This is a genomic window from Paraliomyxa miuraensis, assembly GCF_026337845.1.
Classification (GTDB): domain Bacteria; phylum Myxococcota_A; class Polyangia; order Nannocystales; family Nannocystaceae; genus Paraliomyxa; species Paraliomyxa miuraensis.
In genome coordinates this window covers 350,715-364,187 of record NZ_JAOVZF010000159.1, presented here as the reverse complement: position 1 = coordinate 364,187, position 13,473 = coordinate 350,715, and the positions used below count along the sequence as shown (strand labels likewise).

Genomic DNA, 13,473 nt, shown 5'->3' with positions numbered 1-13,473 from the left:
TCGAGCCGCGACCGGGCGACCCGATCCGCCTCACCCGGAGCGCACGGGGTGCTCCCAGGTGCCGTCCCATCCGAGCATCATCGCACTTCCGTCGCGCGCCTCCTCGCTGCGCGTGCGCGTGTAGGCGACCACCAGCGCGTCGACCTGGCCCCGCCACCCCAGCTTGGTCAGCCGCGTGGCGCATGCGAGCAGGGTCGATCCGCGATCGACCACGTCGTCGACCAGCACCACGCCCGGGAACACCTGGGCATCGGTCAGCACTAGCGTCGCGAGCTGATCGGCCACGCCGGGGCGGCCCTTGGTCTTGCGGAGCTTGCGGCTGCGCCGGAACTGCGTGACGACCCGGCACGCGGTGCCCTCGGCCGCATAGGCCCGCGACAGCCGCAGGCTCGGCCACTCGGCGTCGCCCTGGTCGTCGTCGCCCTCGGGGGGCGGCACCGGCACGAAGGTGCGGTTGAGGAACAACCCGGGAAACGCCTTGCGCTGCCGCTTGGCACACGCCGCATGTGGATCCTCGACCACGTGCTTGCCGTCTCGCCACGGCTCTCCGCTGCGGATCGCGTGGACCAGACGAACCCGCCGCTCCTCTTCGTCCGACAGCTCGCTGCCCTCGGTGAAGTAGGTGCGGCAGCGAACGTGCACCGCCATCGCGTAGAGGCTGTCGTGCGGGATGAAGCCCTCCCAGAGCACCCTCGGCAGTCCCAGGTGCTCGCACAGCCTTCGCAGCGCCGTGGGCTCGGGCAGGCGCAGTCCCTGCTCGAGGTGGGCCACGGCCGTACGGCTGAGCTCGAGCGCCCTGGCGAGCTGATCTTGCGTGAGCCCACGGTGCTCACGGCACAGCTTCACAAGCTGCCCCAGCTCGGCCTGACTGCCGATCATGACGACGACCATCCTAGCAGTCCACGAGTGCCTCCGGGGGGCCAACTTCGCCCTGGCCCCCGCACGACGTTTTCACGCCACGCTCGGGGCCGACCATCGACAGCCCTCCTCGACCATCGAGCGCAAGCCACTGCTCGACCCCGATCCCCTCGAGCAGCTCGCGATCATGGCTGGCGACCACCAGCCCGCCCGGCCATGCCGCGAGGGCCCGCTGCAGCGCCGCGATGCCGACGAAGTCGAGGCCGAACGTGGGCTCGTCGAGCACCAACAGCTCGATCCGAGGCGCTCGCTGAAACAGACAGATCAGCGCCGCGCGTACCCGCTCGCCCGGGCTCAGGGTCCAAAGCGGGCGCTCGGCCAGCGCGAGGGGGAAGCGATGGGCCACCACCACCTCGGCCAGCGCGTGCAACGACGATGCGGAGGCGTCCTCCTGCAGCCGGGACAGCAAGGTCTGGTCGGAGATCCACTCGGTGGCGCCCTGCGAGATCGCCCCGATCCGCTCCGGTCGGCTCCTCGCCGCGCCCTCGGTCGGCGACGTGCGTCCCTGCATCACCTGCAGCAGGGTCGTCTTGCCCGCGCCGTTGGGACCCACGACGGCGATCCGCTGGCGTGCCACCGCAAGATCGAGCCCCGACCACAGCCGCACGCCACCGATCGCCATGCTCACGCCTTCGAGCGACACGATCGCCCGACCGTCGGGCTCGGGCAGCGCGGGCGAGGCGAGGTCGAGCGGCAGGGTGACCGCCAGCGCCCGTCGCGTGGCCTTGGCCCATGCACGCGCCGCCCCGATCCGTGCGTCCCGGATCTTGGCCACGCGCGCCTGGCTCTCCTGCGCGTAGCTGCGCTTTTCGTTGAGCCGACACCGCGACGTACAGCGGCGCAGCTCGTGCAGGCGCCCCACGTTCTTCTTGCGCTCGCGACGACGACGGATCCGCTCGTCGCGTCGCTCCTGCTGCGCGAGGACCTCGAGGTTGCGGGCGTACTGCTGCTGGGCGGCTTGCTCCTCGTCCTGCAGCGTGCGCACGAGCGCATCGAACTCGGCACGGACGTGCCGGCAGCCGGACTCGGCCACCACGAGGAAGTCCTCGAAGCACCGCAGCAGATCCCGGTGGTGTGAGACCACGATCACCCCGTGCGGCCAGGTTCGAAGCCAGCGACACAGCCATGCGATCCCCTCCTCGTCGAGGTCCTCGGTGGGCTCGTCGAGCAGCAGCAGCTCGGCCCCCGAGTGCCTGGCCCACAAGAGCAGCAGCTTGCGCGCCTCCCCGCCGCTCCGTCCGCCACGGCGGGGCTCGAGCACGGCCGGCAGCCCCGCGGGCAGCCCGGCCTCGGCGGCGTCCCGGGCGATGGCCCGTGCCACCACGGCGTCGTCGAGCGCTCGCTCGCGCAGCCGCGCCGCCGCCCGCTCGACCTCCTCGGCGTCGAGCTGCTGCCGCACCAGCAGCGGCTGCACGCGGCGCACCAACGAGCCCCGCTCGGGCACGTCTTCGCCGGCCAGCAGCCGCAGCAGGGTGGACTTGCCCACCCCGTTGCGGCCCACCAGTGCCGCCCGATCGCGACCGAAGCTCATGCTCAGCTCGCGAAACAGCGGCCGTCCCTCCCAGGTGTCCACGCACAGGCCCCGGGCTTCCAGCAGCGGAGCACCCATCACTGCACCTCCTTCGCCGCACGCCGAACCTGCTCGATCACGTGGGGCTCGCCCTCGATCGTCATCACCAGGCCGCGCTCGACCGCATCGGCCTCGAGCACCCGGCACTCGGCATACGCCCGGGCCATCGCCTCGCTCGCCGCATACGGCAGGAACAGCCGCACGCGGTGGTGCTCGCGTCGAGCCGCGGCGATCAGTGCCGCCCGCAGCCCTTGCATCGCCACGCGATCATGGCTGCTCACCGCCATGTGCTCGTGGCCGTGGCTCAGGCGCCTCATGTGCGCCTCGGCCGGCGCAGCATCGATGCGGTCGATCTTGTTGAGCACGTAGAAGCGGGGCACCGCGCCCACTCCGAGCCGCTCGATCTGGGCCTCGGTCGTGCGCAGGTGCAGCTCGTGCTCGGGATCCGAGACGTCGACCACCACGACCACCAGCGAGGCCTCACGGAGCTCCGCCAGCGTGGTCTCGAAGCTCGCGAGCAAGCGCTCGGGAAGCCGGCGAATGAAGCCCACCGTGTCGCTCACGATCACGTCGCCGCCATGGCGGGTGAGGCAGCGAGAGGTGGTGTCCAGCGTTTCGAACGGCACGTCACGCGCGGACAGGTCGGCCGAGGTGAGCGCATTCATCAGCGAGGTCTTGCCGGCGTTGGTGTAGCCCACCAGCACGATGCGGGCGCAGGCCTCCCGTCGCTTGCGCTGGACCTCTCCCGCCCGAGCGAGCCGAGCGAACTGCTTGCGCAGCTCGACGAGGCGGTCGTCGAGCTGCCGCGCCAGCAGCTCCGAGGCGGTCTCACCCGGACCGCGAGCCTTCATCATGCCGCCCGCTTGCTGGTCCATGTCGAGCCCGAGGCCGCGGATCCGTGGGCGTAGGTACTCGAGGTGGGCGATCTCGACCTGGATCCTCGCCTTGCGCGTCCTGGCGTGGCGCAGGAACACGTTGAGGATGACCCCCTCGCGGTCGATCACCGCAAGACCCGTAGCGTCCTCGAGATTGCGCGCCTGCGAGGGGCTCAGCTCGGCATCGACCACCAGGAGGTCGGCCCCGTGCTCGGCCGCTCGAGCGGCGATCTCGAGCGATGCACCCGTTCCGAGGTATGTCCGCGGATCCGGTCGAGCGCGCCGCAGGGTCTCGTGCCCGACCACGCGATCGCCCTGGGTGCGAACCAGCGCGAGGATCTCGGCGAGCTGGGCATCGCGTTGGGTGTCGTCCACCCAGTCGCCCACGCTGACCACGTAGCCGTGGTTCTGGCCGGGGTTCTGGCCGGGGTTCTGGCCGGGTTCGCCATCGCGGCCGGGCTCGGTCGGTCCCGCATGCCGCCGGGCCCAGTGGGCGACCAGTGCTTCCAGTCTCCCCTCGTCGGCGAGGGGTGCTTCTCGATGCTCTTCGATGGGTGTCGATTGGAATTTCATACAGCTCCGGATGGCACTGGTCCGAGCTGCCGATCGCGAAGCGCGAACTCGACAGGCCCGACCAGGCGCGAGTAGTCCTTGCCCGGGCCGAAGCCACGACACGCTCATGCGCGTCGATGCTGCGGCCGATGCGTGATCGACGATGCGAGGGGTGACCTCGACGTCGGGGGACTAGCGGAACTGCGTGGGATCCATGACGCGTCCTCCGGCTGGAGGAAGTTTCGCGGAGCTTGGCACGCGATCACGAGGGTCGCAAGGATCAATTGCCAGATCACGATCGAGGCTCCTACCCCTGGGGCATCGCTTGCAGGGTCTGCATCAGTCGTCGGCAGCAGTAGAACGCGGAGTCCTGGTGCCGACGCTCGAGCGCCATCAGCTCTCGATCGACGCGATGCAGGGCCTGGGCCTGCCAGTGCGCTCGCTCGGCTCCGACGGGCAGGTGCTCGGCCTCGGCCAGCATCTCGGTCAGCCGCGCGAGATCGCGGTCGCCAGCCAGCGCGGGTAGCTCCAGCGCGAGCCGCAGGAGCGCCTCGATGCCGTCGAACAGCGGCACGCGACCACGCAGCACGTCCTCGAGGCACAGCTGCATGCGGATGGACGGCGAGACCTCCGACATCGGCTCCCGATCATACTCCCGAGGAGGCACGGCGGGGAGAGCCGACGCACGCGCGCCCCCTTCTCACTCCCCCTTCACTGGGCGACGATGCCGGACGATGCCGAACCGGACGCTCGTCGTCGCCGCGCTCGCCGTCGTCGTGCTCACCACGATCGCCATGGCCGGCGCGGCGTGGGCCTCCGAGCCCGCCGCGGCCGCCTCGGGCATCACGTTGCCGGTGGCCGTGGCCCTGGGCGCACTGCAAGGCGCCACCGAGTTCCTCCCCGTCAGCTCCTCGGGTCACCTCGCGCTCGGCCAGGCGTTCTTCGAGGTGGACCCGGAGGCAGGCGGCCACCGCTTCAGCATCGTGGCCCATGGAGGCACGCTGCTGGCGGTGCTGTGGATGTACCGCCGCGACGTGCTCGAGCTCGCGGCGGTTCCCTTCCGGCCCCTGACCCCATCGCCCGCCCGCCAGACGCTGGTGATGATGGTGCTGGCCACGCTGCCGCTCTCGCTGGTGCTGGTGCCCGGGGTGGAGGACGCGATCCTCGTGGTCGAGAGCAGCACCCGGCTGGTGGGCGGGTGCCTGCTGCTGACCGCCGCGATCCTGTTCGTCGCCTTTCGGCGCGGAAGCGAGGCTGGCGAGGAGCTCGCCCCTCCACCACCCTCGCCGCGCCAAGCCCTGCTGGTGGGCCTGGCCCAGCTCGTGGCGGTGCTCCCGGGCGTGTCTCGCAGCGGCTCGACGATCGCGGCCGGCCTGGGCCTGGGGCTGTCGCGCTCGGCGGCGGCCCGCTTCTCGTTCCTCATCAGCATCCCTGCGATCCTCGGGGCCACCGTGCTCGAGCTGCGCAAGCTCGGCCAGGAGACCGGCCCCGTCGACCCGTGGCCCTACGCCGCGGGGTTCGTGGTCAGCTTCGGGGTCGGCCTGGCGTGCCTGCGGCTGTTGCTCCTGCTCGTGCGCCGCGGTCGCATCGACGGCTTCGTGATCTACCTGGCGATCGTGGGCACCGCGGCGATCGTGTGGGGCGCGTGATGGGCACGCCCGCCCTGCAGCAGCTGCTGGCCACCAAGGGCCGACCCGCGGATCGTGCCGCGGTCGTGGGTGAGACGCTCGCTCTCGACCATCGGCACCTGCTGCGGCACGCGGAGCGCTGGGCCATGGCCCTGCACGCCCATGGCCTGCCACGAGGTGCTCGCGTGGCCGTGCTGGCCGAGGGGCACCCCGAGGTGGTGGCGCTGATGCTCGGGCTGCACCGTGCCGGCCTGGTGTGCGTGCCCATCAATCCCCGCTATCGCGAGGCCGAGCTGCGGCACGTGATCGACGACAGCGGAGCCGCGCTGCTGCTGTGCGACCGCACGCTGGCCGACGAGCGCCTCGACGTGCTTCCCGCCTCCTGCGCTCGACGCTTGCTCCCCGAGGATCCCGACGCTCCCCCCGAGCCCGACGAGCCCGACGGGCCCGATGGTGCTCCCTTGCCTCGGCTGCCCTCGTCGAGCGCTGCACCACCGCCCAACGCCGGGCTCGCCGACGACGAGACGGCGCTGCTGGTCTACACCAGCGGTACCACCGGACGCAGCAAGGGCGTGCGCCTGTCGCTCGGCGCGGTGGTCGGCAACATCGGGGCCCTCACCACGCAGTGGCGCTGGTCGAGCGCCGACGTGCTGTCGCTGTCGCTGCCGCTGTTCCACGTGCATGGCCTGTGCATCGGGATCTACGGCGCGCTCCTGCACGGGATGACGGTGCTCCTGCACCGCCGCTTCGAGCCCTCGACGGTCGTGACCGACGTGGAGCGTGGCGCCACCGTGTTCATGGGGGTGCCCACGATGTACGACCGCCTGCTCGAGCACGTCGAGCGCCACCCCGAAGCGGCGGCCGTGCTGGCGCGTGCGCGACTCTACACGGCCGGGAGCGCCGCGCTGCGCCCCGCGATGCTCGAGCGCTGGGAGGCGCTCACCGGCCACCGGATCCTCGAGCGCTATGGCATGACCGAGACGCTCATCACGCTGAGCAACCCCTACGAGGGCGAGCGCCGCCCGGGCTCGGTGGGAAGGCCGGTGCCCGGCTGCGAGGCGCGAGTGGTCGACGAAGCCGGACGCGACGTGGCCCGAGGTGAGCTCGGCGAGCTGTGGGTCCGCGGTCCGTTCCTCATGCAGGGCTACTGGAAGCGCCCGCGGGACACCGAGGCCGCGTTCACCGATGGATGGTTCCGCACCGGCGACGTGGTGGTCTCCGATCCCGATGGCTACCTCCGGATCGTGGGACGTCGCTCGACCGACATCATCAAGAGCGGCGGGTTCAAGATCGCAGCGCCCGAGATCGAAGAGGTGCTGCTCCAGCACCCGGCCGTGCGCGAGGTCGCGGTGGTGGGGGTGCCCGATCATCGCTGGGGCGAGCGCATCGCCGCGGCCGTGGTCCCCGTGCCCGAGCTGCCGGCGCCACCCGAGCCCGAGGTGCTCGTTGCCTGGGTGGCCGAGCACCTCGCCGACTACAAGAAGCCGCGCCAGCTGGTGATGGTGGACGAGCTGCCGCGCAACGCCCTGGGCAAGGTCCAAAAGCCTCGCCTCGTGCAGGTGCTGCGCCGACCGGACGATCCGGATGCAGCCGCAGGGTAGCCGCTACCCTCGTGCAGCAGCGGCCGCGGTGCGCCGGGTCCACGCGTAGTACACCGGTACCCCCGCCAGCATCACCGCCGCATTGGCCAGCACCGTCAGCGGCTCGGACAGCAGATAGTTCCCCAGCAGGAACACCGCGGCGAGCAGGAACAGCGCGGGCACCCACGGATACCCCCACGCGCGGTAGGGGCGGTCCGCCTCCGGCTCGCGCCGTCGCAGCACGAACACGGCGGCCACTCCCAGCACGTGGAACGGCCAGATGCCGATCACGAACTGATCGACCAGCTGCGCAAAGCTGCGGATCGAGACGAACACCACCCCGAGCACCACCGACAGCACGATCGCCCCCCCGGGGGTGCCATAGCGCGGCTGCACGCGGGCGAGGCGGCGAAAGAACAGGCGGTCCTCGGCCATCGCGTAGAAGATCCGAGGGCCGGTCATCATCGTGCCGTTGAGGGTGCCGAAGGTCGACAGCGCCACCGCCCCCGACACCAGCACCACGCCCACCGGGCCCACCACGGCCGAGGCCACGTCGGCCGCGATGAGCTTGCTGCCCGGCATGGCCCCAAGCGGGATCACGAGCAGGTAGGCGACCGTGACCGCCAGGTAGAGCACCGCGACCATCGTGGCCCCCGAGAGGAACGCGCGCGGGAGCGTGCGCTGCGGATCCTTGACCTCGCCGCTGACGAACCCGACGTCGGCCCAGCCATCGTAGGACCACAGGATCGGCACCATGGCCAGCCCGAACGCGGAGACGACGGAGAGCGAGGGGGCCGACGCCGGTGCGGCCTCCACCGCGGCGCTCGGCGTGCCGATCGTCGACAGGCCCAGCGCCACCAGCACGAGCAGCGCGCCCACCTTGAGCACCGTGCTCACGTTCTGCACCCAGGCGCCGCGCTCCATGCCGCGGTAGTTGACCGCGCCGACCATGACCAGCAACGCGCCGGCCAGCACCTGGGCCCGGCTGATGCTCCCCACGATCGCCACGGACCCGTCGACCGAGAGCACGCGGAGCAGGTACTCGCTGCAGGTGATGGAGATCGCGCCGTAGGAGGCCGGGCGCAGCACCAGCAGCTGCGTCCACCCGAACAGGAACGCCCACGGCTTGCCGAATGCCTGCCGCAGGTACACGTACATGCCCCCGCTGCGCGGCATCATGGTCGCCAGCTCGGCGTAGGCCAGCGCGCCGGCCACCGACACCAGCCCTCCCAGGATCCAGGCCAGCAGGAACAGCCACACCACGTCGAGCCGGTCGGCCACGACGGCGGGCGTCCGAAAGATCCCGCTGCCGATCGTCGACCCCACGAGCACCGCCGCGGCGCTCCAGAACCCGAGCTTGCGGGGCAGTCGCTCGCCCCATCGATCGGGCGCGGGCTCGGGCGTGGTCGACACCAGCCGCAGCATACGAGAAAGCCGCGAACGGCTCCGGCCCGGCGCCCGATGCCTCAGCGAACGGGCCCGGGCTGCCCCACGAAGCGCTCCACCCCGAGCTCGAGCGGCGGTGATCGATGCGCGCTGCCGGACACCATGCGAACCCAGCCGTCGTGCAGCCGCATCATGACCACGGCGCAGGTGGCCGTGGAGGATGCCGCCGCCCCGGGCCCCGGCGGGTCGATGCACAGGCTGCCCGGTGATCCGTCGCGCGTGTGCAGCAGCGACCACAGGCCCTCGGCATCCCGCGGCCGCTGCTGGGCGTAGAGCGTGGTCGCGAGGTTGAGCCGATGGAAGCTCGAGCTGCTGCGCGGCACCGACTCGCGCTTGCGCAGCACCGGATCGAAGCAGTGGTTGGTGTGCAGGTGCGCGGCCCGAGGTCCGAGCTGGGTGAGCACCGGCTGCTGCACGCTGGCCTCGACCCCGTAGTAGTCGTGGCCATCCGCCATCACGCAGTAGCGCGCCCCGGAGCGCGGCAGCGCCCGCAGCTGCTCGTAGGCCGCCCGGGCGTCGGGCTGCTCGAGCATGGCCCGCACGATCGCCGGCCATACCACCCCCACCCGTCGGTCGGGGCAGTAGAGCGGTGTCATGGCCACCGCGACCCCCAGGCTGGAGATCCCACCCAGTCCCAGGCAACCGGCGACGGTGGGGCACAGGATCTCGCGGTCGCCCCCGGCGGGCGCGATCCGGAGCACGCGGACGTAGGGCTCGGCGTCGGCGTGCAGGTCCCAGGTCTGCCCGAGCAGCGGTCCCCTCACGCCATGGAAGTAGATCACCGTACCCCCGCCGGGATCCCCGTAGGTCGCCGCGCCCGCGTCGGGGGTACCCGGGGAGGCACGCACGATGGTGCCCGGGTCGCCGTGCTGGTTCAGCGCCATCACCCGCTCGGGAGCCAGAGCGGCGCCCTCGGCGATGCCCTCGAGCTCGTCGGCCAGCGCGGGGAGCTGCTGCCGCAGCGCGTCGAGGTGCGGCCGGGCTGCAAGTCCCTCGTGCTGCCCACCAAGACGGCCAGCGCGCCCGATGAGGGCCCAGCGCAGCTCCGCCAGCTCCTGGATCGCCTGCCTCCAGTGCTCGCCATGCGCCCGCCCACGCGCACGCGGCTGGTCTTGGGACAAGAGCAGGGGTTCGAGGGGGTGCCCCCCCCGACCGTTGGGATCGTTGGGATCGCTTGGCTCGCTGGGCTCGGCGACACTCACCGCCCCCATCATAGCCACGAGCAGCACGCCGAGCGCGTCCAACCGCATCACGGTCGAGCCCGGCGACGCTCGTGTGAGTGCACCCGGCATCGCGCGTTCGAGCCAACCTGCTAGAGTGCACCGGTGGTGGGACCTCGACGGCGAGGCAGCGACTTCTACGCGGGCCAGGGCTTCTCGCTCTACCACGCCCACGGCCCGGAGGGTCGTGCGTCCCTCGGTCCACACTTCCACGACGAGTACCTGCTGTCGGCGCAGCTACGGGGTGACGAGCAGTGCCACGTGGCGGGCAAGCTCCAGCGCTTCCGCGAGGGCGACGTGGTGCTGCTCAACCCCCAGCAGGTGCACACGGGCAATGCCTCCGGCGACGACATCGAGTACGTCAGCCTCTACGTCGATCGCGAGCTGGTTCAGCGCTTCGCCCGCGAGCGCGGCGCCCCCAATCCCTTGCCCGAGTTCACCAGCCTGCGCGCCCCGGGCCGACGCGAGCTGTGGCGGGCGATGAGCGACCTGCTCGCCCTCATGCGCAGTGCGGCGGAGGCCCGGGCACGACGACGGGGTGCGCCCTCTCGAGACGACCTACCGACGGCGCTCGAGCTCGACGCCGCGCTCGGCGAGGTCCTGGCCACCGCGTTCGAGGGCTTCTCCAACCTCCGCGCGCCGCGGCTTCGCTCCACCGCACGGGTCGGGCACCGCAAGATCGCGCAGGTGCTCGACTACCTCCGCGAGCTTCCACCCGATGCGTCCGCCGAGGATGCCGACGACTCCGGTGACGATTCCACGGGCAAGCCGACCGCGCTCGATCGCCTCGCCGCACACGCCGAGCTGTCCAAGTACCACTTCGTGCGGCAATTCCAGCGCGTGGTGGGGATGACCCCGGGCGCCTATCTCCGCACGCTGCGGCTGTGCCACGCGGCGCGCATGCTACGAAGTCGCCCCGATCCCATCGTCGACATCGCCGTTGCGGTGGGCTTTGCCGATCACCCGAGCTTCAGCCGGGCCTTTGCCCGGCACATGGGCCTGACCCCCAGCCAGTACCGCGCGCTACGGACGCTGTAGCGGCCACCGGCGCCACGACGCCCGCTCGCGATCCACCACGCGCCGGTGGGCATCGAACGCGGCGCGTAGCTTGGCCACGGCCGCGTGGCGCTCGTCCTCCGCCATGCGCTGGACCCTGGGCTCGAGCGCCTTGGCCAGCGCGAACAGGCGCCGGGCTCCCACGAGCACCGCGTTGGACTTGATCGTGTGGGCCATCCGCTCGAGCACGACCAGGTCGCCTTCGCGGTCGGCGCCCTCGGCCTTGGTCACCATTCCGTCCACGTCGCGCATGCAATCGTCGAGGAAGGCCGAGAGCTCCTCGAGATCCTCGGTGCCCAGGATCTCCGATCGCATTCGATCGATCGCGGAGCGATCGAAGCCGTCGTCGGACTCGGCCGCGGGCTCCTCGGCCGGACGAGCGGGGTCTGGGCCGGCCTCCGAGTGCGCCGCCGTCCGGCGAGCGGACGCGGCGTAGCGCTCGAGCACCTGCCGCAGGTCGCGGGGCCGAAACGGCTTGCTCACGTAGTCGTCCATGCCCGCCGCCAGGCATGTCTCGCGATCCCGCACCGTGGCGTTGGCGGTCACCGCCGCGATGTACGGCTGCCTCAGCTCGCCCCGAGCCCGGATGCGCTGGGTGGCCTGCAGACCATCGAGCACGGGCATGTGCACGTCCATGAGCACGACGTCGTAGGCCACCCGCCCGAGCGCCGCGATCGCCTCCTCGCCGTTGGAGACCAGCTCGGGGCGATACCCCAGGCGCTCGAGCGTGAGCCGAGCGACCCGCTGGTTGGTGACGTTGTCCTCGGCCACGAGGATCCTGATGTCGAGCCGCTTGGGATCGATCACGGCCGGCATCGATCCCGTGGTGAACCGCCGGGGGGCGGCGCCCTTGACCAACGAGAGCAGCACGTCGAACAGGCGCGAGGGACGGACCGGCTTGGTCAGGAACGCCTTGATCTCGCGCATCCGGCCGCTTGGGTCGAGCTGCCCGAGCGAGGTGAGCATCACCAGCGGGAGCCTACGGCCGCCCGGGAGCTCCCGGATCCGCTCGGTCAGCGTCGAGCCATCCATGCCCGGCATCTGCATGTCGAGCACCACACAGCCGACACTGGCCCCATCGCGAAGCAAGGCCAGCGCCTCCTCGCCGCTCCCGGCGAGGACGGCGACCATCCCCCACGATTGCAGCTGCAAGCGCAGGACCTCGCGGCTGGTCGCGTTGTCGTCGACCACGAGCACCCGTACCCCCGCCATCGAGCGCGGCCCGGGCTCGAGGTACGCCGGGCGCTCCGCGGGCGCGGGCTCGGCCGGGAGCACCACGTGGAACGTGGAGCCCGCCCCCACCGTGCTCTCCACCCACATGCGTCCGTTCATGGCTTCGACCAGCCGCTTGCAGATGGCCAGGCCCAGCCCGGTTCCGCCGAAGCGCCGGGTGGTGGAGGCGTCGGCCTGGGTGAACGCGCCGAACAGCCGCGGAATGGCCTCGGCCGGGATTCCGATCCCCGTGTCCCGCACGGCGATCTCGACCCCCTCGTCCGCCATCCGGACCCGGACCTCGACCTCGCCCTGCTCGGTGAACTTGACCGCATTGCCCACGAGGTTGGCCAGCGTCTGCTGCACGCGCATCGAGTCGCCGTAGATCGCCACGGGCACGTCGGGGTCGACGTGGGCCAAGAGCTCCACCCCCTTGCTCGCGGCCGACAGCGCCAGCACCTCCAGCGCATTGGCCACGCACTCGCGGATCCGCACCGGGGCATGCTCGAGCTGCAGCTCGCCGGCCTCGATCTTGGAGAAGTCGAGGATGTCGTTGATGAGCTCGAGCATCGCCTCGCCGCTGCCGCGCACGACCTCGGTGAACCCGCGCTGACGCGCGTCGAGCTCGGTGTCGAGCAGCAGGCCCGTCATGCCGATCACCGCGTTCATCGGGGTGCGGATCTCGTGGCTCATGTTGGCCAGGAACTCGCTCTTGGCTCGGCTTGCGCGCAGCGCCTCGTCACGCGCGCGCTCGAGCTCGGCGGTCCGCTCGCTCACGCGCCGCTCGAGCGTGTCGCGGGAGTGCTGCAGGCGCCGCAGGCCCAGGCCCAGCGCCACCAGGATCAGCACGTCCATGATCAAGCGAACGAACCAGGAGACCTCGTCCGACTCGGCCCCGATGCCCTCCGTCGCCCACGCGCCCGGCTCGACCATCAGCATCAGGGTCAACACCAGCACGTGGACCACCCCCAGGACGACCCCGGTGCGCCAGCCGAGCAGCAGCCCGCCGAGCACCGCCGCCAGCAACAGCCCATCGAAGGCCGTGCTGCGATGGCCATCGCCCGACGAGAGCACCAGCACGATCACCGTCGTGATGACCATGGCGAGGAACGTCCACGCCGCGGCCCGCACGCGCCCGGCATGGAGGAGCACCAGCGCGATGGTCTCCGCTCCGAGACAGGCCCACATCGCCCGCTCGCGAACGATGCCCAGCGGCAGGACCATGGACGCGAGGATCGACGCGACCGAGCACGCCACGCACGCCCACAGGAGCGTCCGCAGCGTGATCGCGAGCACGCGCTCCTCCTCGGTGCGGCAGGGGGGCAGGAGGAGCAGCCGGCCCAGGGCCGACGGCTTGGGGGATGACGCGTCCATCGTCCGCAAGAGCCCGACTCGGGGACGGAGCCGCTCGTTACT

Annotated in this window: 10 protein-coding genes; 3 read left to right on the top strand and 7 right to left on the bottom strand. The window is 71.5% G+C overall.

Annotated features, from left to right (window positions below):
* Positions 1-30 precede the first annotated feature (30 nt).
* The 4 genes from OEB96_RS32695 to OEB96_RS32680 form a co-directional block, all read right to left on the bottom strand.
* A complete protein-coding gene (locus tag OEB96_RS32695; RefSeq protein WP_266220755.1) occupies positions 31-879 on the bottom strand; it encodes a helix-turn-helix domain-containing protein in 849 nt (282 codons plus the stop codon).
* 13 nt (positions 880-892) lie between these two features.
* The gene (locus OEB96_RS32690; protein ID WP_266220754.1) at positions 893-2,527 is read right to left on the bottom strand and encodes an ATP-binding cassette domain-containing protein; all 1,635 of its coding nucleotides are present in this window, start codon (positions 2,525-2,527) and stop codon (positions 893-895) included.
* On the bottom strand, positions 2,527-3,936 hold the full coding sequence (gene hflX / locus OEB96_RS32685; RefSeq protein ID WP_266220753.1) for a GTPase HflX: 1,410 nt from the start codon (positions 3,934-3,936) through the stop codon (positions 2,527-2,529). The genes OEB96_RS32690 and hflX overlap by 1 nt, the downstream gene beginning before the upstream one ends.
* A gap of 286 nt (positions 3,937-4,222) precedes the next feature.
* The gene (locus tag OEB96_RS32680; RefSeq protein WP_266220752.1) at positions 4,223-4,552 is read right to left on the bottom strand and encodes a DUF2489 domain-containing protein; all 330 of its coding nucleotides are present in this window, start codon (positions 4,550-4,552) and stop codon (positions 4,223-4,225) included.
* Between the two features lie 97 nt (positions 4,553-4,649).
* Between OEB96_RS32680 and OEB96_RS32675 the strand changes: the two genes are divergently transcribed.
* Both OEB96_RS32675 and OEB96_RS32670 read left to right on the top strand, forming a co-directional pair.
* Complete coding sequence (locus OEB96_RS32675) at positions 4,650-5,564, top strand: undecaprenyl-diphosphate phosphatase (protein WP_266220751.1); 915 nt, start codon at positions 4,650-4,652, stop codon at positions 5,562-5,564.
* Positions 5,564-7,144 carry an AMP-binding protein gene (locus tag OEB96_RS32670; RefSeq protein WP_266220750.1) on the top strand — a complete coding sequence of 527 codons (1,581 nt, stop codon included), beginning with the start codon at positions 5,564-5,566 and terminating at the stop codon, positions 7,142-7,144. Before OEB96_RS32675 ends, OEB96_RS32670 begins: the two co-directional genes overlap by 1 nt.
* Before the next feature lie 3 nt (positions 7,145-7,147).
* On the opposite strand, the gene OEB96_RS32665 is transcribed toward OEB96_RS32670, so the two are convergent.
* A complete protein-coding gene (locus OEB96_RS32665; protein ID WP_266220749.1) occupies positions 7,148-8,536 on the bottom strand; it encodes an APC family permease in 1,389 nt (462 codons plus the stop codon).
* 53 nt (positions 8,537-8,589) lie between these two features.
* Positions 8,590-9,771, bottom strand: a complete 1,182-nt coding sequence (locus OEB96_RS32660; protein WP_266220748.1) for a C45 family autoproteolytic acyltransferase/hydolase — start codon at positions 9,769-9,771, stop codon at positions 8,590-8,592.
* A 123-nt stretch (positions 9,772-9,894) separates the two neighbouring features.
* Between OEB96_RS32660 and OEB96_RS32655 the strand changes: the two genes are divergently transcribed.
* Positions 9,895-10,827 carry an AraC family transcriptional regulator gene (locus OEB96_RS32655; RefSeq protein WP_266220747.1) on the top strand — a complete coding sequence of 311 codons (933 nt, stop codon included), beginning with the start codon at positions 9,895-9,897 and terminating at the stop codon, positions 10,825-10,827.
* On the opposite strand, the gene OEB96_RS32650 is transcribed toward OEB96_RS32655, so the two are convergent.
* Positions 10,813-13,431: a hybrid sensor histidine kinase/response regulator gene (locus OEB96_RS32650; protein ID WP_266220746.1), complete on the bottom strand. Its 2,619-nt coding sequence runs from the start codon at positions 13,429-13,431 to the stop codon at positions 10,813-10,815. The two genes, OEB96_RS32655 and OEB96_RS32650, sit on opposite strands and share 15 nt — an antisense overlap.
* Positions 13,432-13,473: the final 42 nt, after the last annotated feature.

Excerpts from the sequence above, each read along its gene's own strand:
- hflX (WP_266220753.1), bottom strand. The coding sequence starts at position 3,936 with ATGAAATTCCAATCGACACCCATCGAAGAGCATCGAGAAGCACCCCTC.
- OEB96_RS32650 (WP_266220746.1), bottom strand. The coding sequence starts at position 13,431 with ATGGACGCGTCATCCCCCAAGCCGTCGGCCCTGGGCCGGCTGCTCCTC.
- OEB96_RS32675 (WP_266220751.1), top strand. The coding sequence starts at position 4,650 with ATGCCGAACCGGACGCTCGTCGTCGCCGCGCTCGCCGTCGTCGTGCTC.
- OEB96_RS32695 (WP_266220755.1), bottom strand. The coding sequence starts at position 879 with ATGATCGGCAGTCAGGCCGAGCTGGGGCAGCTTGTGAAGCTGTGCCGT.
- OEB96_RS32670 (WP_266220750.1), top strand. The coding sequence starts at position 5,564 with ATGGGCACGCCCGCCCTGCAGCAGCTGCTGGCCACCAAGGGCCGACCC.
- OEB96_RS32680 (WP_266220752.1), bottom strand. The coding sequence starts at position 4,552 with ATGTCGGAGGTCTCGCCGTCCATCCGCATGCAGCTGTGCCTCGAGGAC.
- OEB96_RS32690 (WP_266220754.1), bottom strand. The coding sequence starts at position 2,527 with ATGGGTGCTCCGCTGCTGGAAGCCCGGGGCCTGTGCGTGGACACCTGG.